15 protein-coding genes and 3 pseudogenes are annotated in these 22898 nt (G+C 64.2%); 11 read left to right on the top strand and 7 right to left on the bottom strand.

The window, feature by feature from the left end; genetic code table 11:
- Positions 1-211 precede the first annotated feature (211 nt).
- The 4 genes and pseudogenes from ACVJGD_RS25855 to ACVJGD_RS25840 all read right to left on the bottom strand — a co-directional run bounded on the left by ACVJGD_RS25855 (position 212) and on the right by ACVJGD_RS25840 (position 5735).
- Positions 212-950: pseudogene (locus ACVJGD_RS25855) on the bottom strand (response regulator).
- The gene (locus ACVJGD_RS25850) at positions 947-2692 is read right to left on the bottom strand and encodes an ATP-binding response regulator (protein ID WP_456636948.1); all 1746 of its coding nucleotides are present in this window, start codon (positions 2690-2692) and stop codon (positions 947-949) included. Before ACVJGD_RS25850 ends, ACVJGD_RS25855 begins: the two are co-directional and overlap by 4 nt.
- A pseudogene (locus ACVJGD_RS25845) lies at positions 2662-4690 on the bottom strand (sensor histidine kinase). Before ACVJGD_RS25845 ends, ACVJGD_RS25850 begins: the two are co-directional and overlap by 31 nt.
- 85 nt (positions 4691-4775) lie before the next feature.
- Entirely contained in the window at positions 4776-5735 is a 960-nt protein-coding gene (locus ACVJGD_RS25840) for a TRAP transporter substrate-binding protein (RefSeq protein ID WP_456636947.1), read from the bottom strand.
- 244 nt (positions 5736-5979) lie between these two features.
- Here ACVJGD_RS25840 and ugpB point away from each other — a divergent pair, with 244 nt between their 5' ends.
- The 10 genes and pseudogenes from ugpB (at position 5980) to ACVJGD_RS25790 (ending at position 16768) form a co-directional block, all read left to right on the top strand.
- A complete protein-coding gene (ugpB, locus tag ACVJGD_RS25835) occupies positions 5980-7290 on the top strand; it encodes a sn-glycerol-3-phosphate ABC transporter substrate-binding protein UgpB (protein WP_456636946.1) in 1311 nt (436 codons plus the stop codon).
- A 54-nt stretch (positions 7291-7344) separates the two neighbouring features.
- Positions 7345-8298 (top strand): aminoglycoside phosphotransferase family protein, encoded by a 954-nt coding sequence (locus ACVJGD_RS25830; RefSeq protein WP_456636945.1) that lies wholly within the window; start codon positions 7345-7347, stop codon positions 8296-8298.
- Between the two features lie 228 nt (positions 8299-8526).
- Positions 8527-10146, top strand: a complete 1620-nt coding sequence (locus ACVJGD_RS25825) for an ABC transporter substrate-binding protein (protein WP_456636944.1) — start codon at positions 8527-8529, stop codon at positions 10144-10146.
- 99 nt (positions 10147-10245) lie between these two features.
- Positions 10246-11259 carry an ABC transporter permease gene (locus tag ACVJGD_RS25820; protein WP_456636943.1) on the top strand — a complete coding sequence of 338 codons (1014 nt, stop codon included), beginning with the start codon at positions 10246-10248 and terminating at the stop codon, positions 11257-11259.
- Between the two features lie 9 nt (positions 11260-11268).
- Positions 11269-12168 carry an ABC transporter permease gene (locus tag ACVJGD_RS25815; protein WP_456636942.1) on the top strand — a complete coding sequence of 300 codons (900 nt, stop codon included), beginning with the start codon at positions 11269-11271 and terminating at the stop codon, positions 12166-12168.
- Positions 12168-13937, top strand: a complete 1770-nt coding sequence (locus ACVJGD_RS25810) for a dipeptide ABC transporter ATP-binding protein (protein ID WP_456636941.1) — start codon at positions 12168-12170, stop codon at positions 13935-13937. Before ACVJGD_RS25815 ends, ACVJGD_RS25810 begins: the two co-directional genes overlap by 1 nt.
- A gap of 121 nt (positions 13938-14058) precedes the next feature.
- Positions 14059-14241, top strand: coding sequence for a DUF4089 domain-containing protein (locus tag ACVJGD_RS25805; RefSeq protein WP_456636940.1), 183 nt, complete (start codon positions 14059-14061; stop codon positions 14239-14241).
- 7 nt (positions 14242-14248) lie between these two features.
- Positions 14249-15640: an AtzE family amidohydrolase gene (locus ACVJGD_RS25800; RefSeq protein ID WP_456636939.1), complete on the top strand. Its 1392-nt coding sequence runs from the start codon at positions 14249-14251 to the stop codon at positions 15638-15640.
- Between the two features lie 3 nt (positions 15641-15643).
- Positions 15644-16043 (top strand): annotated as a pseudogene (gene hpxZ / locus ACVJGD_RS25795) (oxalurate catabolism protein HpxZ).
- Positions 16040-16768, top strand: coding sequence for a GntR family transcriptional regulator (locus ACVJGD_RS25790; protein WP_456636938.1), 729 nt, complete (start codon positions 16040-16042; stop codon positions 16766-16768). The pseudogene hpxZ and the gene ACVJGD_RS25790 overlap by 4 nt, the downstream one beginning before the upstream one ends.
- 194 nt (positions 16769-16962) lie before the next feature.
- Here the strand turns inward: ACVJGD_RS25790 and atzF are convergent, their stop codons facing one another.
- Complete coding sequence (atzF, locus tag ACVJGD_RS25785; RefSeq protein ID WP_456636937.1) at positions 16963-18756, bottom strand: allophanate hydrolase; 1794 nt, start codon at positions 18754-18756, stop codon at positions 16963-16965.
- Positions 18757-19097: 341 nt separating this feature from the next.
- Here atzF and ACVJGD_RS25780 point away from each other — a divergent pair, with 341 nt between their 5' ends.
- Positions 19098-20960, top strand: a complete 1863-nt coding sequence (locus ACVJGD_RS25780) for a feruloyl-CoA synthase (RefSeq protein ID WP_456636936.1) — start codon at positions 19098-19100, stop codon at positions 20958-20960.
- A 13-nt stretch (positions 20961-20973) separates the two neighbouring features.
- Here ACVJGD_RS25780 and ACVJGD_RS25775 read toward each other — a convergent pair whose 3' ends face one another.
- Positions 20974-21489, bottom strand: a complete 516-nt coding sequence (locus ACVJGD_RS25775; RefSeq protein ID WP_456636935.1) for a MarR family winged helix-turn-helix transcriptional regulator — start codon at positions 21487-21489, stop codon at positions 20974-20976.
- 69 nt (positions 21490-21558) lie between these two features.
- Complete coding sequence (locus ACVJGD_RS25770; RefSeq protein WP_456636934.1) at positions 21559-22833, bottom strand: NAD(P)/FAD-dependent oxidoreductase; 1275 nt, start codon at positions 22831-22833, stop codon at positions 21559-21561.
- Between the last annotated feature and the right edge of the window lie 65 nt (positions 22834-22898).

Genomic DNA, 22898 nt, shown 5'->3' with positions numbered 1-22898 from the left:
TAGCCACGGTTTCGGGATGTCTGCGCGAAAAGCGGAAAATGGTTTCATCGGTAGGAGAATTGTTTCGTCAGGGCGCGGCCGACGAAACATTCGGGGCAAAAATGCCAGTAATTTCAATACGTGGAAAATTGAGGGGAAGTTACGGACAGGGCGGAACGGAACCGGCCCCTGGTGCGTTCTCGCGCGTCCATCATTGGGCTGTGGACGAAGATCAGGCTTTTTCGCCGCTCGGTGAGAACAGATAGCCGCCGCCGCGGATGGTGCGGATGACGGCGGGCTTGGTCGGATCGATCTCGATCTTGCGGCGGATGCGCATGATCCGGAGGTCGACGGCGCGGTCGAATGCCTCGGCATCGCGCGCATTGGCCAGTTCGAGCAGCCGCTCGCGCGAAAGCACCCGTTTCGGGTTGGCCGCAAACACCTTCAAGAGCCCGAATTCGGAGGGCGGTTAGCGGATGCTCGTTGCCCTCGTCGTCGCGCAGCGCCTGCGCCTGCAGATCAAGCCATTTGGTGCCGAAGCGAACCAATTGTTCTTTCTCGGTCTTGGCGGCCGCAGCTTCGGGCGCTGCCGTTCTGGCTGGCGTGCTGCGCCGCAGGACCGAGCGGATCCGCGCCATCAATTCGCGCAGTTCGCAGGGTTTTGCCACGTAATCGTCGGCCCCCAGCTCAAGCCCGACCACGCGGTCGATCGGGCTTGCGGTCGCCGTCAGCATGATGACCGGCACGTTCATCCGGCTCTTGAGATCGCGGATGATCGACAGCCCGTCTTCCTCGGGCATGTTGAGGTCGAGCACCACGAGGTCGGGGTGATTGGTCTCGATCACGCTGCGCAGGCTTTTTCCGCCGTCGCACAGCGTCACGCCAAAGCCGTGCATCTTGAGGTAATCACCGACCATTTCGCGGGCCGGTGCCTCGTCATCAACAATGATGATGTGCGGGCTCTGGGTCATGATGTCTCTGCTGTGGCCGGCAATGTAACCGTAAACATCGACCCCTGTCCGGGGCCGGGGCTCTGTGCCGTTACATGGCCGCCATGCATGTCGATAATGCGTTTGACGATCGAAAGTCCCAGTCCGGTTGAACTCTCGCCGGCGGTCGGCTTGGCCGATAGCCGCTGGAACCTGCCGAACAGGCGTCCCAGATCCTCCGGCGAAAGGCCGGCGCCCTCGTCGGCGATCCGGATCACCGTGTTGTCACCCTCATGGGTGACGACCACCGTGATCTTGCCCCCGATTGGTGAGTATTTGATGGCATTGCTGACCAGATTGTCGATTGCCTCGCGAATGCGGTCGGCATCGCACATGGTCACGAAATTCGGTGGCGCGGAAACCGAGATGTTCTGCTGCTTGTTGACCGCCAGCGGCAGATTCGCTTCGGCGACCTCGTTGATAAGGGCCGCGACATCGACCGGTTCACGGCGGATGGTGATGTCGAAAGCGTCAGCCATCGCATCCGAGATCAGATGATCGACCATCGACGTCAGGCGCTTGGTGGCGTCCCTGATGTGTTCGACCTGGGTTGCGATCGCTTCCCGTGGCGAGCCGGCGCCGATCAATTCGGTCAGCATCTCGGTGCGGCCGAGGATCACGCCGAGCGGATTCTTGAGGTCATGGGCAACCGTGCCCAGGATTTCGTTCTTGAAGCCGTTGGCGCGCTGCAGCCTCAGCCATTGTGCCGAAAGCCGGCGGTTGGCCTGCATCAGCGCGCGGGTGCGCTGGGCAACGCGGTCCTCGAGCTGGGTGTTGGCTTCGTGAAGCTGCTGGTAGAGGATCACATTGTCGAACGCGATCGAGAGGCGACTGGAGAAAATCTCGACCAGCGCACGGTCGGTATCGGAAAGCTGGCGCTCTGCCTGCAGGAGCACGACGACCTCGCGGCCGCTTCCGGTACGCAAATAGAGCACGCTGCGGTGGTCGGCGAATTCGTTCTTGCGACGCTGGAAGGCGGCTTCCACCATCTCGCGCAAATCAGGGTCGAGCGACTTCGAACTGGTGGTGCCGATGAAACGGCTGTAGCAGCCGGAGCCCGCCAGCACCGACAATTCGCTGCCGGCGCCATCGTCGCGCAGCACCAGGATGCCGGCGCACTCGACATTGAGCAGCGAGGCGAGCTGGGTCAGTACGCCCTCGGCGAGCCGCTGCATCGATTTGAAGTCGTAGAGCGTGGAGGCGGCATCGATGATGATCTCGAGTCCGCGCCTTGTCTGCACCATGCGCTCGAGCTGCTGGTAGCTGCGCAGCGCCGCCGTCAATGAGGTGAACAGCTTGTCGGCGGTGAGCTCGGTCTTGGCCTTGTAGTCATTGATGTCGTACTGGACGATGACTCGCCGTTCCGGCGCCTGGCCCGGCTGTCCGGTACGCAGGATGATGCGGACGGTCTCGTTCTTGATCTCGTTGCGGATATATTCGACGAGGTCGAGCCCGGCGACGTCGGTCTCCATGATGACGTCGAGCAGGACGGCTGCAATGTCCGGATGCTCCCGCATCAGCTTGCGACCTTCCGCCGCAGAATAGGCCGAGAGGATCTCCAGCGTGGCGCCGTTCAGGCTGTAGTCCGACAGCGCAAAGCGAGTGCCTTCATGCACTGCAGCATCGTCGTCGATGACTGCCACCTTCCATTTGCGCGCGGACGAATCCTCCGGCGTGGCCCCGGTGTCGTCGATCAGGTGGAGGACATCGTCCTGTTCGGCCATTGAGCAGTTCCGTCGGTGGCTTGGTCCGCGATCGTAGGCTGGTCCGCAGGCTGCCCCATCGGCTGGCCCTTGGCGATTCTCGGCATGATAATGCGAAAAGTAGTGCCTTGTCCCGGTCTTGACTCCAGCACCATGCGACCGCCGAGCTGTTGGGTGACAAGATTATAGACGATATGCAAGCCCAGCCCGGTGCCGCCCTCGTTGCGCCGGGTGGTGAAGAATGGATCGAACGCCTGGCGCTGCACGTCCGGCGTCATGCCGGCGCCGTTGTCGGCGAAGATGATCTCGACGTCGTCGCTGCCGCGGGCCCGTGCTGAAATCGTGATCGTCCCCGATCGCCCGTCGGCGAACGCATGATTGACGGCGTTAAGGAAAAGATTGGTTAAAATTTGTCCGTAGGAGCCGGGATAGCCGTCGATCATCAGGCCTTCCGGCACGTCGACGGTGAGCGCGATCGCTGCCTTCTTCAACACGGGGCGAAGGCTGGCGACGATCTGGTCGGTCGCTTCGCTCAAGGCAAACTGGCGGCGCTCGGCATGCGAGCGGTCGACTGCCACCTGCTTGAATGACTGGATCAGTTCGCCCGCGCGCTGCAGGTTGGCGACGAGCTGCTGCGCGGCGTCGCGCGAGCTCTTGACGAATTCGTCGAGCTTGGAGCGGCGCAACTGTTCTGATTTCAGCTCGTGCTCGAATATCTCGGTGCGGCGCGCAAAGCTCGAGGCCACCGTGAGACTGATGCCGATCGGATTGTTCACCTCGTGGGCGACGCCGGCAACCAGGCCGCCGAGCGCCGCCAGCCGCTCGGCATCGATCAGGTTCTGCTGCGCCGTATTGAGTTCGAGCAGTGCGCTCTCGGCCCGTTCCTTGGCGGCGCGCAATTCGTCCTCGGCCTGGCGCTTGGCGATCGCATTCTCGCGGAACACTTCCACTGCGCGCGCCATGGCGCCGACCTCGTCCTTGGCATCGGTGCCCTGCACGCGGCGGTCGTAATTGCCCGACGTGATGGCGTGCATCGAGGCCATGATCTGCTGCAGCGGCAGGCGGATCGAGAGCGCGATCAGGACGCCCGCGGAAACGATGATGCCGAGGAAGATTATCGCGATCGAGAGCACACGGCGCGAAATGTCGGACAGCGTCCGGTCGAAGGTCTCCTGCGCCTTCTGCTCGCGCTGGCGCATGTTGATCGAGAGATCGTCGATGACGCCGATGGCATCGGCCTGGCTCGCGTCGATGGTGTTGCGGAGCAGCTCGGTGCGGCTGGCGAGCTGCTCGGTCAATTTTCCCAATCCCTCGCGCAACGCTTCGGTCCGCTTGTTCAGCCGCGCCAGCGCCAGGCGCTGCAGATCGTTGTCGGCGAGATCGATCATCACGGGAATCGTCTTCTCGATCGTCTCGGTGTTGCGGCGGGCTTCTTCGGCCGATGCGGTCGAGAGCGACAGATAATAGGCGTTCGCCGCCACCAGCATCGCGGTGAAGGCCTCGCGGGATTTGCCGAGCGAGGGCCAGATCAGCGCGTCGCGATGGCCGGTGGCGCCTTCGATGATGGAGTAAAGCCCGGCCATGTCCTTGGCCGGTCCGAGCACCTGCTCCTCATAGGTCTTGGTGATCTTTGCCTGCACGGCGCGCAATTCGCCGAAGCCGTCCAGGAAACGGCTGGTGACGCGCTCGAGCTGCTCCACCGACCCCGATAGCATCGGATCGGTGGCGGCGCGCGTGGTCAGCGTGCCGAGCACCGCCTCGCGGAGCAGCAGGAATCTCGGCGAACAGCTCGGGGCTCGGCTGGTTGATGTAGCGGTGGATCAGGTTCTGCAGCCGGCTGGTCTCGGTCTCGAGCTTGGCCAGGATCTTGTCGGACTCCCGAACCTGCCGGACATCTTCCCAGGCCGAGCGGAGCACGGTAGCGCCGTTCCAGATCAATGCCGCGAGCACCACCACGACCGCCGAGTTGAGTAGCGCGATCGACAGGATGCGCCAGCGGATCGGCACCGCCCGCAGCATCTGGACGATGTGAACACGGCCGCGCGCGGCGAGGCTCGCCTGCCGTCCCACTGCTCCATTCTGTGCGGGCGCTGCCAAACTCGCTTCACTCCACCTTGCGGATGCGCTCGATCAATGACGCGATCGCGCCGTCGCGCTGCGCTTTGGCATAGAGCCCTGCCATCGCCGCCTCGAACGGCCCGCGGTCGAAATCGCCGACGATCTTCACGCCCGCGGTTTCGGCCCGCTGACGCGTGCGCTCCTCGAGGTCCTTCCATGTCTCGCGCATGAAGTGGCTGGAGCGCTTTGCGGCCTCGCGGAAAAGCGCCTGGTCTTCGACCGACAGGCTCGCCCACGCCTTTTGCGACATCACTAACACTTCCGGGCTCATCGTATGTTCGGTAAGCGTATAAAAACCTGCGAACTTGTAGTGATCGGTGGTGATGAAAGACGGCCAGTTGTTCTCGGCGCCGTCAATCAATCCGGTGGCAAGGCCGGTCTTCACCTGGCCGTAGGGCAGCTCGACCGGTTCGGCGCCGAGCGCGCGGATCATGTCCGACATCTGCCGCGACTGCTGGACTCGAATCCGCAGGCCCTTGAGGTCGTCGAGCGAATGGATCGGACGAACGCTGTTGTAGATCGAACGCGCTCCGGAATCATAGAAGGCCAAGCCGACGAATCCGTAAGTCTCGAATGAGTTGAGGATCTCGTTGCCGATGGGGCCATCCAGTACCCTCTGCAAATGTTCGGCCGAGCGGAACAGGAAGGGCATCGCCAGCACATTGGCTGCGGGCACCATGGTCCCGATCAGCGCCACATTGGTGCGGTTGATGTCGATCGCGCCTGCACGCGTCTGCTCCAGCGTTTCTTTTTCCTCGCCAAGCTGCCGCGAGTGAAACACCCGCACATGGTGACGGCCGCCGCTTCGCTCCTCCACCAGGCTGCCCATGTAACGCAGCGCCTGGACGGTCGGATAGTCCTCGCTCTGGGTATCGGAAGCCCGAAACTCGCGCGCAGCCGCACTCGTTGCCACCGCGGTCAGCAGCAGCGCGACGACAAGCGTCATGGTCCGCGAAAGGCCGGCGCGGCAGTACACAGGCTACAAATCCCCTTGTGATATGGTCTGTGGCAGGAAGAAAAGGTTCAATACTTTTTAGCAGAAGCCGGAAAGATAGCTATCCGACGATCTACGGTTAATCGGCCATCCCCGACGTTTTGCCGGATTGCAACCAGTACGGCGCAGCCTTATCAGGGACAAAGTCATTTCACTCTAAGCGCGAAGCCTGGATTGGCGCACCGTGACGTTATTTATGAGATTCCTATACCCGGCGGCGGTTGCAGCCACTCTCGTTGGATCTCCTGCGCATGCCGCGACCGAGATCATGTGGTGGCATGCGATGTCGGGAGAACTCGGCAAGCAGGTGGAGAAGCTCGCCGCCGATTTCAACGCGTCCCAGTCCGACTATCGGATCGTGCCGAGCTACAAGGGCAACTACACCGAAACGGTGACGGCGGCGATCTTCGCCTTCCGCTCACGCAGCCAGCCCGCCATCGTCCAGGTCAACGAGATCGCCACCGCCACCATGATGGCGGCTCGCGGCGCGATCTATCCGGTGTTCGAGTTGATGCGCGACCAATCCGAGCCGTTTCTGCCGTCGGCCTATCTGCCGACCGTGACCAGCTACTATGCCGATGCCGGCGGCAACCTGTTGTCGTTTCCCTTCAACTCCTCGACCCCGATCCTCTATTACAACAAGGATCTGTTTCGCGCCGCTGGCCTCGACCCGGAGGTGGCGCCCAAGACCTGGCCCGATCTCGGCGCGGCGGCAAAGCGGCTGCGCGCGGCGGGCGCGCCCTGCGGCTTCACCACGTCGTGGCCGTCCTGGATCAATGTCGAGAATTTTTCCGCCTTTCACAATGTGCCGATCGCGACCAAGACCAACGGCTTCGGCGGGTTAGATGCGGAGCTCATCTTCAACAATCCGCTGATGGTGAAGCACATCGCCCAGCTCGTGGAATGGCAAGCCACCAAGGTGTTCGACTACAGCGGCCGCGGGCAGGCGGCCGAGCCGCGCTTCCAGAAGGGCGAATGCGGCATTTTCATCGGCTCGTCCGGCACCAGCGCCGATATCAAGGCCAACTCGAAATTCGAGGTCGGTTACGGCATGCTGCCCTATTGGCCAGACGCCAGCGGCGCCCAGCAGAACAGCATCATCGGCGGCGCCACGCTATGGGTGCTGCGCGATCGCCCGCGGCCGGAATATGCAGGCGTTGCGAAGTTCTTCGCCTATCTGTCGAAGCCGGAGGTCCAGGCCGCCTGGCACCAGGCAACCGGCTATTTGCCGATCACCCGCGCGGCCTATGAACTGACCCGCGCGCAGGGTTTCTACGACCGCAATCCCGGGGCGGCGATCGGGATCGAGCAGTTGACGCTGAAGCTGCCGACTGAGAACTCGAAAGGTATCCGGCTCGGCTCCTTCGTGCTGATCCGCGACGTGATCGATGACGAACTCGAGCAGGCGTTCTCAGGTAAGCGGTCGGCGCAGGCCGCGCTCGATCTGGCTGTCGAACGCGGTAACCGGCTGCTGCGCCAGTTCGAGCGCGCCAATCCGGACAGATAGAAGTGGCGCTCGTCGGCCTCGCCGTCATTGCGCAATGACGATGGGGCGCAGGTCATGATCGCATCACTACCCACCCTGACGGACTACGAGGCCTTTCGCGCCTGGCGTGCCGACCCGTCGCGCTGGCTGCCCGTCGCGATGAATATCGTCCGCAGCCACGGAATTGCTTCCGCGTCGCCCCAGATTTTCGCGACCGGCACCAATCTCGTCGTCGGGCTCGGTGAAGAGCTCATCCTGAAGATATTTCCGCCGATGCTGCGGGCGCAGTTCGTGTCCGAGCGCGGATCGCTCGCGCAGCTCCGTGGACGGGTCAAGATTCCGATTCCCGAGATCGTCGCCGAAGGCGAGCGCGATGGGTGGCCCTATCTCATTATCACGCGCCTCTCAGGCGTCTTGGGTGCGGACGTGTGGGCATCGCTACCCGAAGCGGACAAGGAGCGCGTGCTCGCCGAGATCGGCGAGACCATTGCCGATGTTCAGCGCGCGCCGCCGGGCCCGCTGCTTGAAATCGAGCCGCGCTGGGACGTCTTCATGCAGAGCCAGATGGAAGGTTGCCGTAGCAGGCACGAACGGCTGGGGCTGGCGCGAAAATTCCTCGACGGACTCGATGATCTCCTGCGCGACGCTGCCGAGCTGATCCCGATGCACGAACCGCCGGTCATCTTGACCGGCGAATACATCCCGGAAAACCTCATGCTGACGCAGCGGGACGGCCGCTGGCACCTTTGCGGGCTGATCGATTTCGGCGACGTTCTGACGGGATGGCGCGACTACGATCTGCTCGGTCCCGGCGCGTTCATGGCTGCAGGCCGGCCGCGCCGTGTGCTGAGCCTGCTCGAAGGATTCGGGTACTCACGCAGCGACATCGATTTCGCGCTGAAGCGGCGGCTGATGGCGCTGATGCTGTTGCATCGCGCAAGCGACCTCAACCGGCACATCTGCATCGACGGCTGGCAAGCAAAGGCCGACGATCTCCTGCAACTGCAGGAACTGATTTGGGCGATCTGAACGGCTCGCCTAACAAACGGGCGCTCAGAAATTTCTGCATATATTATGCGCAAATATGCCGATTTGTATGCAATAGCAGCAACAACCGATCGACGCGGCTCAAGTGCCGCTCTTGATATTCGTAAGCCGGATCAAGGCCTTGGGCGTACGCTACCGTTCCACTAAGGCTTGGCACAAACCTTGCGAACCTGTTCCACGCCATTTCCCAGGGGCGTTGGAGCATCACCCATGAAACGTCGCGATTTTCTGAAATCCGTGTCCGGCTTGGCGGCAGGCGCGATGGTGCCTGCTCCGGCGATCTGGTCGCCCGCCAAGGCCGATGCGCGCTCGGAGACGCTTCTGATCGTCTCGGAAGGCGGCCCGAACAATCTCGACATCCACGGCGTCGGCACCAATGTGCCCGGCTATGAAGTGTCCTGGAATTGCTACGACCGCCTGATCACCCATGAGATGAAGAGCGGTCCGGGCGGGGTGCCCTATTACGACCGCGACAAGTTCAAGGGCGAACTCGCCGACGACATGAACGTCGGCGACATGTCCGTCACCTTCAAACTGAAGAAGAACGCCAAATTCCACGACGGCGCGCCGGTGACGGCGAAGGACGTCAAATGGTCGCTCGATCGCGCCGTCAGTGTCGGCGGCTTCCCGACCTTCCAGATGAGCGCAGGCTCGCTGACCAAGCCCGAGCAGTTCGTCATCGTCGACGACTCCACGGTGCGGGTCGATTTCGCGACCAAGGACCGGCTGACGATTCCCGATCTCGCGGTGATCGTGCCGTGTGTCGTCAATTCGGAACTGGTCAAGAAGAACGCGTCCGAAAAAGACCCGTGGGGCCTCGAATACACCAAGCAGCAGACCGCGGGCTCCGGCGCCTACAAGGTGACGAAGTGGACCGCCGGCACCGAAGTGATCATGGAGCGCAACGATGCGTGGGTCGGCGGTCCCATGCCGAAGATCAAGCGCGTGATCTGGCGCATGGTGCCGCAGGCCGGCAACCGCCGCGCGCTCTTGGAGCGTGGCGATGCCGACATCTCCTATGAGCTGCCGTTCAAGGACTTCCAGGAGATGAAGGCGAACGGCAAGCTCGACGTGGTGTCGCTGCCCTTCTCCAACGGCATCCAGTATATCGGCATGAACGTGATCAAGCCGCCGTTCGATAATCTCAAGGTGCGGCAGGCGGTTGCCTACGCGATCCCCTATCAGAAGATCATGGACGCGGTGCTGTTCGGCCTCGCCAACCCGATGTTCGGCGCGCCGAAGGACAAGCCGACCGAAGTCGCCTGGCCGCAGCCGCACAAATATTACACTGATATCGAGAAGGCCAAGGCGCTGCTTGCCGAGGCCGGCTATCCCAACGGCTTCGAGACCACGATCTCCTTCGATCTCAATTTCGCCGGGGTCAACGAGCCGCTCTGCGTGCTGGTGCAGGAGAGCCTGGCGCAGATCGGCATCAAGACCACCATCAACAAGGTGCCCGGCGCCAACTGGCGCACCGAATTGACCAAGAAGGAAATGCCGCTATTCACCAACGTGTTCTCGGGCTGGCTCGATTACCCCGAATACTTCTTCTACTGGTGCTATCACGGCAATAATTCGATCTTCAACACGATGAGCTACAAGTCGCCGGAGATGGACAAGTTCATCGACGGCGCGCGCAAGGCCGCCGCCTTCGGCGACAAGGCCGCCTATGACGGCGACGTCAAAAGCTTCGTCGATCTCGCCTTCACCGACATCCCGCGCATTCCGCTGTACCAGCCCTTCGTCAACGTGGCGATGCAGAAGAACATCTCCGGCTATCAATACTGGTTCCATCGCCGCCTCGACTATCGCGCGATGGCGAAAGGGTGAGTGGCGAGTAGCGAATGGGGAGTAGCGAATGGTCGTTGTTAGCCGAGATCGTCTATTCGCCATTCGCTATTCGCCATTCGCCAGCACGGAGCGCTCCACATGCTGACGATGATTGGCAAGCGGCTGATGTTTGCGATCCCGAGCCTGATCGGGGTCGTCATCGTCACCTTCCTGCTGACGCGTGCGCTGCCGGGCGATCCGGCCGCCTATTTCGCCGGTCCCGCCGCGACCAAGGAGGCGGTCGAGCAGATCCGCAAGAAACTCGGCTTCGACCGGCCGCTGATCGAGCAGTTCTTCCGTTACACCAACGATCTCGCCCATGGCGATTTCGGTACCTCGCTCACGACCGGCCAGCCGGTCGCGACCGAACTGCGCAATCGCCTGCCGGCCTCCGCCGAATTGACGCTGCTCGGCCTGTTCGTGTCGATCGCGATCGCAATCCCGCTCGGCGTGCTCGCGGCAACGCGACCGGGTTCGTGGATCGACCATCTCTGTCGCGTCACGACGACGGCCGGCGTCTCATTGCCGGTGTTCTTCACCGGTCTCGTATTGGTCTACGTCTTCTATTTCCGGCTCGGCTGGTCGCCGGCGCCGCTGGGACGACTGGACGTGTTCTACAGCGCACCGCCGACGGTGACCGGCTTCTATCTGATCGACACCCTGATCGCGCGCGATTTCGATGCGTTCCGTTCGGCGCTCAGCCAGCTCATTCTTCCCGCGACGACGCTTGCGATCTTCTCGCTGGCGCCGATCGCGCGCATGACTCGCGCCTCGATGCTTGCGGTGCTGGCGTCGGACTTCGTGCGCACCGCGCGCGCCAGCGGCCTGTCGCCCGGCACCGTGATCGTCACCTACGCTTTCCGAAATGCGATGCTGCCGGTCATCACCACGCTCAGCATGGTGTTCTCGTTCCTGCTCGGCGCCAACGTGCTGGTGGAAAAAGTGTTCGCCTGGCCCGGCGTCGGTTCCTACGCCGTGGAAGCGCTGATCTCGTCGGACTTCGCGCCGGTGCAGGGCTTCGTGCTGACCATGGCCGTCATGTATGTGCTGCTCAATCTCGTCATCGACATTCTCTACGGCGTCATCGATCCACGCGTTCGGCTGGAAGGGTAGGGGTGAAGCATGAGCACCGTTGCGCCTGTCGTTGAGCCCGTCGGTCCGGCGCGGACCTCGGGACTATCCGCCGTCTTCGAGCACACGCGCTATGTGCTCAGCGAGAACAAGGTCACCGGTTTCGCCTTCGCGCTGCTGATCCTGATCCTGTTCGCAGCTCTGTTCGGTCCCTATGTCGTGCCCTACGATCCGCTCGCAAGCGATACGTCCGCGGCGCTGAAGCCGCCGTCGGCGGCGCACTGGTTCGGCACCGATCAGCTCGGGCGCGATATCTTCAGCCGCGTCATCGTGGCGACGCGGCTCGACACCTTCATCGCGGTCGCCTCCGTGGCGCTGGTGTTCCTGATGGGCGGGCTCGCCGGCATCGCCGCCGGCTATTTTGGCGGCTGGACCGACCGCATCGTCGGTCGCATCGCCGACACCATCATGGCGTTCCCGCTGTTCGTGCTGGCGATGGGCATCGTCGCGGCGCTGGGCAACACCGTGCAGAACATCATCATCGCGACCGCGATCGTGAATTTTCCGCTCTATGCCCGCGTCGCCCGCGCCGAGGCCAATGTTCGCCGCAACGCCGGCTTCGTGCAGGCGGCACGGCTCTCCGGCAATGGCGAATACCGCATCCTGCTGGTACATATCCTGCCGAACATCATGCCGATCATGATCGTGCAGATGTCGCTCACCATGGGCTACGCCATCCTGAATGCCGCCGGTCTTTCCTTCATCGGGCTCGGCGTGCGGCCGCCGACGGCAGAATGGGGCATCATGGTCGCCGAAGGTGCGGGCTTCATGGTGTCAGGCGAATGGTGGATCGCGCTGTTCCCCGGCCTCGCCTTGATGATCGCGGTGTTCTGTTTCAACCTGCTCGGCGACGGCCTGCGCGACATCGTCGACCCGCAGCGGAGGACGTGATGACCGCGCAACCGTTGCTCGACGTTCGGGACCTCACCGTCGAATTCACCACGCGGCGCGGCATCGTCAAGGCCGTGCAACACGTCAATATCTCGGTCGCAAAAGGCGAGACCGTCGGCATCGTCGGCGAATCCGGCTCGGGCAAGTCGGTGACATCATACGCGGTGATGCGCATCCTCGACCGTGCGGGAAAGATCGCCGACGGCTCGGTGATGTTTTCCGGCATTGACGTCAAGGCCGCCAGCGAAGACCAGATGCGCGACTTGCGCGGCCGCGAAGTCTCGATGATCTTCCAGAACCCGCGCGCGGCGCTCAATCCGATCCGGAAAGTGGGCGACCAGATCGAGGACGTGCTGCGCCAGCATGTGCAGCAATCGACGGTGGCCGATCGCGGCGAGAAGGCAATCGAGGCGCTGCAGCAGGTCAAGATCGCCCGCCCGCGCGAGCGTTATCACGCCTATCCGTTCGAGCTCTCGGGAGGCATGTGCCAGCGCGTGGTGATCGCCCTGGCGCTGGCCTGCAATCCGCAGCTATTGATCGCGGACGAGCCCACCACCGGCCTCGACGTCACCACCCAGAAGGCGGTGATGGACCTGATCGTTGAACTGACGAAGCGGCGGTCGATGTCGACGATCCTGATCACGCATGATCTTGGCCTGGCCGCCGCCTATTGCGACCGCGTCGTGGTGATGGAAAAGGGCCGCGTGGTCGAGACCGCGAAGTCGGCCGATATTTTTGCCAAGCCCGAGCATCCCTATACCAAGAAGCTGATGCGCGCGACGCCGCGGATCGGCGTGTCATTGCGCGATCTGTTGCCGGAGGACGATGCCAACCCCGTCATGGCCGGGCTTGACCCGGCCATCCATCAATCTTCGAAAGACTCTTCTGAAGGGATGGACCCCCGGGTCAAGCCCGGGGGTGACGGGAAACAAAAACCGCTCCTCCTCGTCGAAAAGCTCGTCAAGGAATATCCGCGCCAGGGTGCAGGCGCGGTGCTGTCAAAACTCTTCGGCCGCAAGCCGCCGGTGGAGCAGGAAGTGTTCCGCGCGGTCGACGGCATCAGCTTCCATGTCGGCCACGGCGAGAGCGTCGGCCTGGTCGGCGAATCCGGCTGCGGCAAATCGACGACGTCGATGATGGTGATGCGGCTCCTGGACCAGACCTCCGGCCGCATCGCCTTCGACGGCGAGGAGATCGGCGAGATCAAGCCGCAATCCTTTGCCCGATTGCCGCTGCGAAGCCGGATCCAGATGGTGTTCCAGGATCCGACCGACAGCCTCAATCCCCGCTTCACCGCGGCGCGCGCGATCGCCGATCCGCTTCTGCAACTCGGCGACATCAGGGGCCGCGACGCCCTGCGCGCCCGCTGCGAGGAACTCGCGACGCTGGTCGGCCTTCCCGTCAATCTGCTCGACCGTTTCCCGCATCAACTGTCCGGCGGGCAGAAGGCGCGCGTCGGCATCGCGCGGGCAATCGCGCTGCACCCAAAGCTCGTCATCCTCGATGAGCCGACCGCGGCCCTCGACGTCTCCGTGCAGGCGGTGGTGCTGAACCTGTTGCAGGATCTCAAGCAGTCGATGGGGATGAGCTATCTGTTCGTGTCGCACGATCTCAATGTCGTGCGCCTGTTGTGCGACCGCGTCATCGTGATGCGCAGCGGCAAGATCGTCGAGCAGGGCACGTCGGAAAAGGTCTTGGGCGATCCGCAGGATGCCTATACAAAGGAGCTGCTGACGGCGATCCCGCATCCGCCGTTGCCTGTTCATTGAGCAGTCCTGGGAAAGAAAACGGGCAGGCAGGCTTTCCAAACGCTCGATAAAACAGATGAGTTTGCTGTCCGATTCAAGTAATCGGATCATGGGTGCGTTGAGATCGCCGGGTGGGAGCGTAATGGCTGCCGACAAGCTTGATAACTATATCGACGCCGTCGCGACGGCGATGGGGTTGCCGGTCGAGGACGCCTGGCGGCCGGCGGTTCGTGCCAATCTCGAGGTCTCGCTGAGACTGGCGCGGATGGTGGATGAATTCCCGCTGCCGGACGAGACCGAGCCGGCCAGTGTCTACTCTGCCTGATAGCGCAATGACCGATCAATCCCTGTCCGCCGCCGACATCGCACAGGCCGTCGCCACGCGAAAGCTCTCCGCGCTGGAAGCGACCGAGGCGGCGCTGGCCCGCATCGCAAAGCACGATTCCGTGCTCAACGCGTTCACCGACGTCACCGCCGATCGCGCCCGCGCCAAGGCGAAAGCCATCGATGCCGCGATCGCGGTCGGCCAAACCGTTGGGCCACTCGCAGGCGTCCCCTTTGCGGTGAAGAACCTGTTCGATGTGCAGGGCATCTCCACCCGCGCCGGATCGAAGATCAACCGCGACCTGCCGCCGGCCACGCGCGATGCGACCTTGATCGAGCGGATGGAGGCGGCCGGCGCCGTGCTGGTTGGCGCGCTCAACATGGGCGAATACGCCTATGACTTCACCGGCGAGAACGTGCATGACGGCCCATCACGCAATCCGCACGATCCGACGCGGATGACCGGCGGCTCCTCGGGCGGCTCCGGCAGCGCGGTGGGCGGCGGCCTGGTGCCGATCGCGCTGGGCTCCGACACCAATGGCTCGATCCGGGTGCCGTCGTCCTTCTGCGGCATCTTCGGCCTGAAGCCGACCTATGGCCGGCTGTCGCGCGCCCGCTCGTTCCCGTTCGTCGCAAGCTTCGATCACCTCGGCCCGCTGGCGCGAACCGTGCGTGACCTCGCCCTCTCCTATGATGCGATGCAGGGGGCGGACCCTGACGACGCCGCCTGCACCACGCGGCCGGTCGAGCCGGTTGCGTCACAGCTCGCACAAGGCATCGGCGATCTCCGCATCGCCATTGCCGGCGGCTATTTCCAGCAGAATATCTTCCCGGAGGCGATTGAAGCCGTCGGCCGCATTGCCAAGGCGCTCAACGCCACGCGAACGGTGGAGATTCCTGAAGCCGCGCGCGCGCGCTCGGCGGCTTATGTCATCACGACAACGGAAGGTGCGTCGCTACATCTCGATCGCCTGCGCAAGCGGCCGAATGATTTCGATCCCGCAGTGCGTGATCGCCTGATCGCGGGTGCGATGATTCCGGCGCCGTACGTCGACAAGGCGCAAAAATTCCGCCGCTGGTACCGCGCGAAGGTGCTGGAGCTGTTTAGGACGGTCGACGTGATCCTGGCGCCGGCGACGCCCTGCGTGGCGCCGAAGCTTGGCCAGGTGAACTTCACGCTCGACGGTGTCGAGCTGCCGGTGCGCGCCAATATCGGTATCCACACCCAGCCGATTTCGTTTATCGGCCTGCCGGTGGTGGCAGTCCCGGTTCCGCTCGAGCCAATGCCGATCGGCGTGCAGATCATCGCCGCGCCCTGGCGCGAGGACATCGCGCTGCGCGTTGCCTACGCTTTGGAGCGTATGGGCGCTGCCGCCGCGCCGCCGCCGCGAGGAATCTAGCGAATGGAAATCGATCTCCCCGACGTGCTTGCCGAAGTGACCGCGCAATTCGAGCGCTACGAGAAGGCGCTGGTGTCGAACGACGTCGCCGTGCTCGATGAATTGTTCCGCAACGACAAGCGGACGCTGCGTTACGGCATGGGCGAAAATCTCTATGGCTATGACGCGATCATGGCGTTCCGCGCCGCGCGCTCGCCGGCCGGGCTCAATCGCAGGACCGACAAGACGGTGATATCGACCTACGGTCGCGACACCGCGGTGGCGTCCACTCTCTTCTATCGCGACACTGCGCCGGGCAAGGTGGGGGCGGCAGATGCAGACGTGGATACGCTTCCCCGAGGGCTGGAGAATCGTCGCCGCCCATGTCAGCATCATCGACGAACCGAAGGATCCGAAGACATGAGTCTGGACGATCTTCCGCGTAGCCCTGCTGCCGCTGAACCGGAAATGCTGGTCCGGCGCGTCGATCGTCCGTCTCCGCAACAATCCAAGATCACGCGCGCCGAGGAGCTGCGCCTGCAGCTCGCCGACGAGATCGTGCGTGGCGCGCTCAGGCCGGGCTCGCCGCTGGACGAGACCGATATCGCGCGCCGCTTCAATGTCTCGCGCACGCCGGTGCGCGAGGCGCTGCGCCAGCTTGCAGCGAGCGGCCTGGTCGAAGCGCGCGCCCACCGCGGCGCCGTGGTGGCGCGGCCTTCGGTCGAACGTCTTACCGGCATGTTCGAGGCGATGGCTGAGCTGGAAGCGCTGTGTGCGGCCCTCGCCGCCGAGCGGATGACGGCAACCGACCGGCACGCGCTCGAAGCCGTGCATGAGGAACTGCGCGTGCTCAGCTACACCGGCAATCCCGAGCGCTTTCACGAGGTCAACGAGCGCTTCCACAACACGATCTATGCCGGGTCGCACAACGACTATATCGCCGAGATGACGCTGGCGACGCGGGTCCGGGTACAGCCGTTTCGCCGCGCCCAGTTCCGCAATCTCGGCCGGCTCGCCAAATCGCATGCCGAGCATGACCGCGTCGTGGTCGCGATCCTGCGCGGCGACAAAACCGGCGCCGCCACCGCCATGCGCGCCCACATCACCTTGGTGCGCGGCGAATACGAGATCTACGCGGTCTCGGTGTAGCTTCGTAGGGTGGGCAAAGCGAAGCGTGCCCACCATCTCACGCACTGCTCGTGGTGGTGGGCACGCTTCGCTTTGCCCACCCTACGCGTTTGTGTTGTGTGGCACGCTCTCTCCACGTCATTGCGAGCGGAGCGAAGCAATCCATCTCTCCACAAGCGGCGGCATGGATTGCTTCGCTGCGCTCGCAATGACGGTTAGGCGGTAGCCGTCTCCGCCACGAACGCGCGCCAGCCGCCGAAGGCGGAGATGTCGCGCGCGCCGTTGATCGCCGCGGGCTCTACGAGGAAACCTTTCACCTCGCGCCCGTCGGCGAGGCGGATCGTGCCAATCGAAAGTGGAGGGGGAATCGCCGCGACGAACTTGCCGAAGGACGCCGGCGACAGCGCCCAGAGCTCGAGCTTGATCGCCGATCCCACGCCCGCCTCGACGCGCACCATGCCGGGTTTCGGCGGCGTGGTGCCGAGTGCATACAGCTTGTAGTCCGGCGCGGTGGTGGTCTCCTCGAGCAGGCGCCCGCCGAGTGCGTGCAGTTCGCCGTTCAGCGCCATGCCGGACAGATGCGCGCCGACGACGGCAATGGGAATGCCATCCCCGCTTGTGGCCGGCAGCGGAACAAGCGGCGGCTGCGGCAGCGACTTGGCGCCGATCGGCAGCCTGGTGTCGGCATGGAACACGCGGCCGATGCTCGCAAGCAGCGCGTCGCGTCCGGCCGGCGCCAGCAGCGTGATGCCGAACGGCGCACCGTCCGGCCGCATCGCCGACGGCAGCGCCAGGCCGCAGAGGTCGAGCAGGTTGACGAAATTGGTGTAGGTGCCGAGCCGGCTGTTGAGCTCGATCGGATTGGCCAGCACCTGCGCGGTGGAATAGACCGTCGGCGCCGTCGGCAGTACGACCGCGTCCATCGAGGTAAAGGCGCGCTCGGCGATCCGGCGCAGCGCTTGCAGGCGATAAAGCGCAGCGAAGGTCTCGGCGGCGGTCAGCCGGGCGCCGGCCGCGGTGATATCGCGCGTCACCGGGTGGATCGATTCCGGCGACGAGGCGAGCAGGTCGCGGATCACCAGATAGCGCTCGGCAACCCATGGGCCTTCGTAGAGCAGCCGCGCGGTCTCGTAGAACGGTTCGAGGTCGAATTCGATCAGCGTGGCGCCGAGCGCAGCCCAGCGCTCGATCGCTTCCGCGTAACGCTGCTCCGACTGGCGGTCGCCGAAGAAGATCAACTGCCCCTTGCGCGGGATGCCGAGTCGGAGTTTTGCAGGAAACTCCGTCATCCCGGCGAGCGGCCGGTCGCGTGAGAAGGGGTCGGCACCGTCGGGCCCGGCCATCACCTTCAGCGCCGTCATGGCGTCATCGACCGTAAGCGAGAACACCGAGATGCAATCGAGCGTGCGGCAGGCCGGCACCACGCCGGCGGTCGAGAGCAGCCCGAGGCTCGGCTTCAATCCCACGATGTTATTGAGCATCGCCGGCACGCGGCCGCTTCCCGCGGTATCCGTGCCCAGCGCCAGCGGCACCAGGCCCGCGGAGACCGCGACCGCCGATCCCGAGCTCGATCCGCCCGGAATGAGGTCATCGCGGACCGGATTCCTGGGGATGCCGTAGGGCGAGCGTACCCCGACGAGCCCCGTCGCGAACTGGTCGAGATTGGTCTTGCCGATGATGATCGCGCCGGCCTCGCGCAGCCGCGCGACGGCGGTCGCGTCATGCGTTGGCATGTAGGAGAAGGCGGGACAGGCCGCCGTGGTCGGCATCCCCAACGCGTCGATATTGTCCTTCACCGCGACCGGCACGCCATAGAGCGGCAGGCGTGCGGCGTCCTTGCCCGCCAGCGCTTCGGCTTCCGCCAGCGCCTGCTTTTCCTCGCGCAGGCTGATGAAGACGGCGTGATCGCCATGGTCGCGGATGCGCTGAAAATTGCGCGCGACCGTTTGTGCAGGCGTCATGGTGCCGGCGCGGTGCGCAGCAACGATCTCGGCGACGGTTTCAGTCAATTGGTGCCCCGTCCGTTGGCCGGCCGATCTCCGTCACGATCGACGGCGCCCGGCCTGGCAGAATCCAAGCCTGACCGAAGCAAGCGATGTGCCATTGTGTACATTTCCCGCGCCAGTGCGTTTACGGAAATCAGGATGCAATCTCAGTTGCTTAAGCCAATCGCTGGGAACCAGCGAGGGCGTGCAGGGCGAACCGGCTGCGATGCTTCTGCCTAATTGTTGGGCGGGTATCCCCTGGCCTAGCAGTCCTCCATCCGCGGCGCGCGGCGACATTGCCTGATGGCGGGATAGTCGGATAGAGCAGAACAAGCCCCGACAAAGAGGGCATGTGAGGAAGCCCCATGACCTTAGCCGTCGCCCGCCGCGATGATCCCGAAATGCTGTTTGCGGTGCCCGCGATCGTTGCCGATCGGCGGGGCGATGGCAGCATCATCGTGAAATCGACCGCGGCTTTGCGCGAGAGCGCGCGCTGCGTCGGCGACTGGCTGGAGCATTGGGCGCGGCAGACGCCGAACCGTGTTTTCCTCGCCGAGCGCGCCGACGTCGCAGCGCCCTGGACCACCGTCAGCTATGCCGATGCCCTGCGGCAGGTGCGCTCGCTCGCCTCCTGGATCCTGACGCAGGGGCTGAGCGCCGAACGCCCCGTGATGATCCTCTCCGACAACAGCATCGACCACGCATTGCTCGCACTTGCCGCCCAGCATGTCAGCGTGCCGTCCGCCGCGATCTCGCCGGCCTATTCGCTGATGTCGAAAGACTTCGACAAGCTGAAGAGCATGGTCCGGCTGCTCGAGCCCGGCGCGATCTATGTTTCCGCCACCAGGCCGTTCGCAGCGGCGCTGGCGGCAATCAAGCCGCTGCATTCGGCCAGCATCGTCAGCGGCGCTGCCGATGACGCCGAGGCGCTTTCGTTCCGCGCCGTCGCGGCCACGCCCGAGACCGCGGAGGTGGAAAAGGCCTTTGCGGCGGTGGCGCCGGACACGATCGCAAAATTCCTGTTCACCTCGGGGTCGACGGGCGCGCCGAAGGCCGTGATCAACACCCAGCGCATGCTGACCTCGAGCCAGCAGGCCAAGGCACAGACCTGGACCTTCCTCGATACTGAAAGCCACGATCTCGTGATCCTGGACTGGCTGCCCTGGAGCCACACCTTCGGCGCCAACCACAATTTCAACCTGGTGCTGCGCAACGGCGGCACGCTCCACATCGATGGCGGCAAGCCGGCACCTAGCCTGTTTGCGACGTCGCTCGCCAATCTGCGCAGCGTGATGCCGACGGTCTATTTCAACGTGCCGCGCGGCTTCGACATGCTGATCGCGGCGCTTCGCGACGATGACGAATTACGCCGGAAATTCTTCAGCGAGGTGAAGTTCGCGTTCTATGCCGGCGCGGCGCTGCCGCAGAATCTGTGGGACGCGCTGGAAGAATTGTCCGTGAAGACGGTCGGCCGCCGGTTTCCGATGGTGTCGGCCTGGGGCTCGACCGAGACGTCGCCGCTCGCGACCGATTGCCATTTTCTGGCGGAGCGTTCCGGCAATATCGGCGTGCCGATCCCGGGCACCGAGTTGAAGCTGGTCACCTCCGGCGACAAGCTCGAAGTGCGCGTGCGCGGCCCCAATGTCACGCCGGGCTATTGGAAGGCGCCGGAGCTGACCGCGCAGGCGTTCGACGAGGAGGGCTTCTACCGGATCGGCGATGCCGTGAAGTTTGCCGATCCGGAAAGGCCCGAACTGGGGCTGTTCTTCGACGGCCGCGTTGCCGAGGATTTCAAGCTCAACTCAGGCACCTGGGTCAGCGTCGGTACGCTGCGTGTCGCCGGCATCGCAGCACTGGCGCCGCTCGCGCAGGACATCGTCGTCGCCGGCCATGGCGGGGATGAGGTTCGCTTCCTGGTATTCCCCAACGTCGCCGCCTGCCGCGCGCAGGCCGGGTTGCCCGATAGCGCTGATATCGCCGAAGTGATCGGCCACGAAGCGATCCGCGGCGCCATCGCGCAGGGTCTTGCACGACTGAAGGCGCAGAGCGGCCACTCCTCCGGCCATGCCACGCGCGCGCTGTTGCTTGCGGAACCCGCTTCCGTTGACGGCGGCGAGATCACCGACAAGGGCTACATCAACCAGCGCGCGGTGCTGACGCGCCGCGCGGGCGCGGTGGCGATGCTGGATGATGATGCCTCGCGTGAATGGATCGGCTGCGCCGGCTGATACCGGCACGCGATCAGGAGCTGGTCACGGCGCCGAGATTGTTGTGCAGCCGCCGCAACAGGTCGATCAGCACTTCCCGCTCGTCCTTGCGCAGGCAGGACAACAGCCGCCGTTCGCGATCGAGTGCAGCGACAATCACCTTGTCATGCACGGCGCGGCCTCTGGCCGTCAGCGTGATGGAATGGCTGCGGCCGTCATGCGGGTTGGCGCGGATCGCGACCAGCCCGCGCTTCTGCAGGAGCGCCAGCGTCCTGCTCACCGGTCCCTTGTCGAAGCCGATGACGTGGCAGATGCGCGAGGCGGGGATGCCCGGCTCGATCGCGAGCTGCGACATGATCCGCCATTCCGTGACGTTGACGCCGAAATGACGCTGGTAGAACGCGGTGGCGCTGTTGGAGAGCTTGTTGGCAATGAAGGTGACGAAGGCCGGCACGTAGCGATCGAGGTCGAGTGTCGGGCCGGAATTGACAGCCGCAGCTTGCGCGGGTCTCGGCCGGCGCGGCTTCCTGGGGGAGGTTTGAGTGCTCATATTTCCGATCATCGCTACGGGGTCGCGGCCCCGCAATAAGGACGTTCCAGCGGCTCTTTTTACTTAAGGCTATCGCGCCACCTTGCTGCTGCCCTGGGTGATCAGCCGGGCCGCGCGCTGGTCGCGGGCGTGGATCCAGAGCCAGCTCAGCGCGACGCTGAGGCGGTTGCGGATGCCGATCAGGAAGTAGATGTGGGCGATGCCCCAGATCCACCAGGCGATGGCGCCACGCAGCTTGAGCCAGCCGAAATCGATCACTGCCAGCCGCTTGCCGATCTGGGCGAGGCTGCCCTGGTGCTTGTAGCGGAAGGGCGGCAGCGTGCGGCCCTGGAGCCGCGCCTTGATCAGCGACGCGACGTAGCGCCCTTCCTGCTTCGCCGCCGGCGCGATGCCCGGCACCGGTTTGCCGTCGGGGCCGGCGATCGTGACAGTGTCGCCGATCGCGAAGATGTCGGGATGGCCGGGGACCGTGAGGTCGGGATTGACCTGCAGCCGATAGGCGCGGTCGGCGGGCGCGTTCAGCCATTCGGCGGCGCGCGAGGCGCGCACGCCGGCGGCCCAGATGATGGTCCGCGCCTCCAGCCGCTTGCCGCCATAGACCACGCCCTCTGCATCGCATTCGGTGACCGGTGCGCCCAGCATCACCTCGACGCCGAGCTTTTCCAGCGAACGTTGCGCATAGGTGGAGAGTTCGTCAGGAAAGCCCGCGAGCACCCGCGAGCCCGCCTCGATCAGCACCACGCGGGTCTTGTGGGTGTCAATGTTGCGAAAGTCGGGCGCCAGCGTGTCGCGCGCAAGGTCCGCGATGGTGCCGGCCATTTCGACGCCGGTCGGTCCGGCGCCGACGATGACGAAGGTCAATAGCGCCGCGCGCCTTGCCGGATCGGTCTCGCGTTCGGCGCGCTCGAAGGCAACCAGAATGCGCCGCCTGAGCGTGGTGGCGTCCTCCAGCGTTTTCAGGCCCGGCGCGAACGGTTCCCATTCGTCGTGACCGAAATAGTCGTGGCGCGCACCGGTCGCCAGGATCAGCGTGTCATAGGAGACGCTGTCGCCGTCATCGAGCACGACACGCCTGCCTTCGGCGTCGATGCTGTTGACGTTGGCAAACAGCGTCGTCACCTCGCGGCGGTTACGCAGCAGGTAGCGGATCGGCCATGCGATCTCGGAAGTGGCGAGCGAAGCGGTCGCGACCTGGTAGAGCAGCGGCTGGAACAGATGATGGTTGCGGCGGTCGATCAAGGTGATCTTCACCGGCACGCCGGCGAGCCCAAAGGTCGCCTCCAGGCCGCCAAAGCCTGCGCCGACGATCACCACGTGATGCGGATCTTTCGGCGGCGTCGTCATGGAATATGGCCCCAGGGGTTCGCAGTGTCTCGGTACAGATTATGTATTCATTCGCGCAGTTGTTC

The organism is Bradyrhizobium sp. USDA 10063, assembly GCF_054063735.1.
The sequence above is the reverse complement of the archived record's forward strand: the minus strand, read 5'-3'. Positions and strand labels throughout refer to the sequence as shown.

Excerpts from the sequence above, each read along its gene's own strand:
- ACVJGD_RS25780 (WP_456636936.1), top strand. The coding sequence starts at position 19,098 with ATGACCTTAGCCGTCGCCCGCCGCGATGATCCCGAAATGCTGTTTGCG.
- ACVJGD_RS25800 (WP_456636939.1), top strand. The coding sequence starts at position 14,249 with ATGACCGATCAATCCCTGTCCGCCGCCGACATCGCACAGGCCGTCGCC.
- ACVJGD_RS25825 (WP_456636944.1), top strand. The coding sequence starts at position 8,527 with ATGAAACGTCGCGATTTTCTGAAATCCGTGTCCGGCTTGGCGGCAGGC.
- ACVJGD_RS25805 (WP_456636940.1), top strand. The coding sequence starts at position 14,059 with ATGGCTGCCGACAAGCTTGATAACTATATCGACGCCGTCGCGACGGCG.
- ACVJGD_RS25775 (WP_456636935.1), bottom strand. The coding sequence starts at position 21,489 with ATGAGCACTCAAACCTCCCCCAGGAAGCCGCGCCGGCCGAGACCCGCG.
- ugpB (WP_456636946.1), top strand. The coding sequence starts at position 5,980 with ATGAGATTCCTATACCCGGCGGCGGTTGCAGCCACTCTCGTTGGATCT.
- ACVJGD_RS25850 (WP_456636948.1), bottom strand. The coding sequence starts at position 2,692 with ATGGCCGAACAGGACGATGTCCTCCACCTGATCGACGACACCGGGGCC.
- ACVJGD_RS25790 (WP_456636938.1), top strand. The coding sequence starts at position 16,040 with ATGAGTCTGGACGATCTTCCGCGTAGCCCTGCTGCCGCTGAACCGGAA.
- ACVJGD_RS25815 (WP_456636942.1), top strand. The coding sequence starts at position 11,269 with ATGAGCACCGTTGCGCCTGTCGTTGAGCCCGTCGGTCCGGCGCGGACC.
- ACVJGD_RS25770 (WP_456636934.1), bottom strand. The coding sequence starts at position 22,833 with ATGACGACGCCGCCGAAAGATCCGCATCACGTGGTGATCGTCGGCGCA.
- ACVJGD_RS25820 (WP_456636943.1), top strand. The coding sequence starts at position 10,246 with ATGCTGACGATGATTGGCAAGCGGCTGATGTTTGCGATCCCGAGCCTG.
- ACVJGD_RS25830 (WP_456636945.1), top strand. The coding sequence starts at position 7,345 with ATGATCGCATCACTACCCACCCTGACGGACTACGAGGCCTTTCGCGCC.
- ACVJGD_RS25840 (WP_456636947.1), bottom strand. The coding sequence starts at position 5,735 with ATGACGCTTGTCGTCGCGCTGCTGCTGACCGCGGTGGCAACGAGTGCG.
- ACVJGD_RS25810 (WP_456636941.1), top strand. The coding sequence starts at position 12,168 with ATGACCGCGCAACCGTTGCTCGACGTTCGGGACCTCACCGTCGAATTC.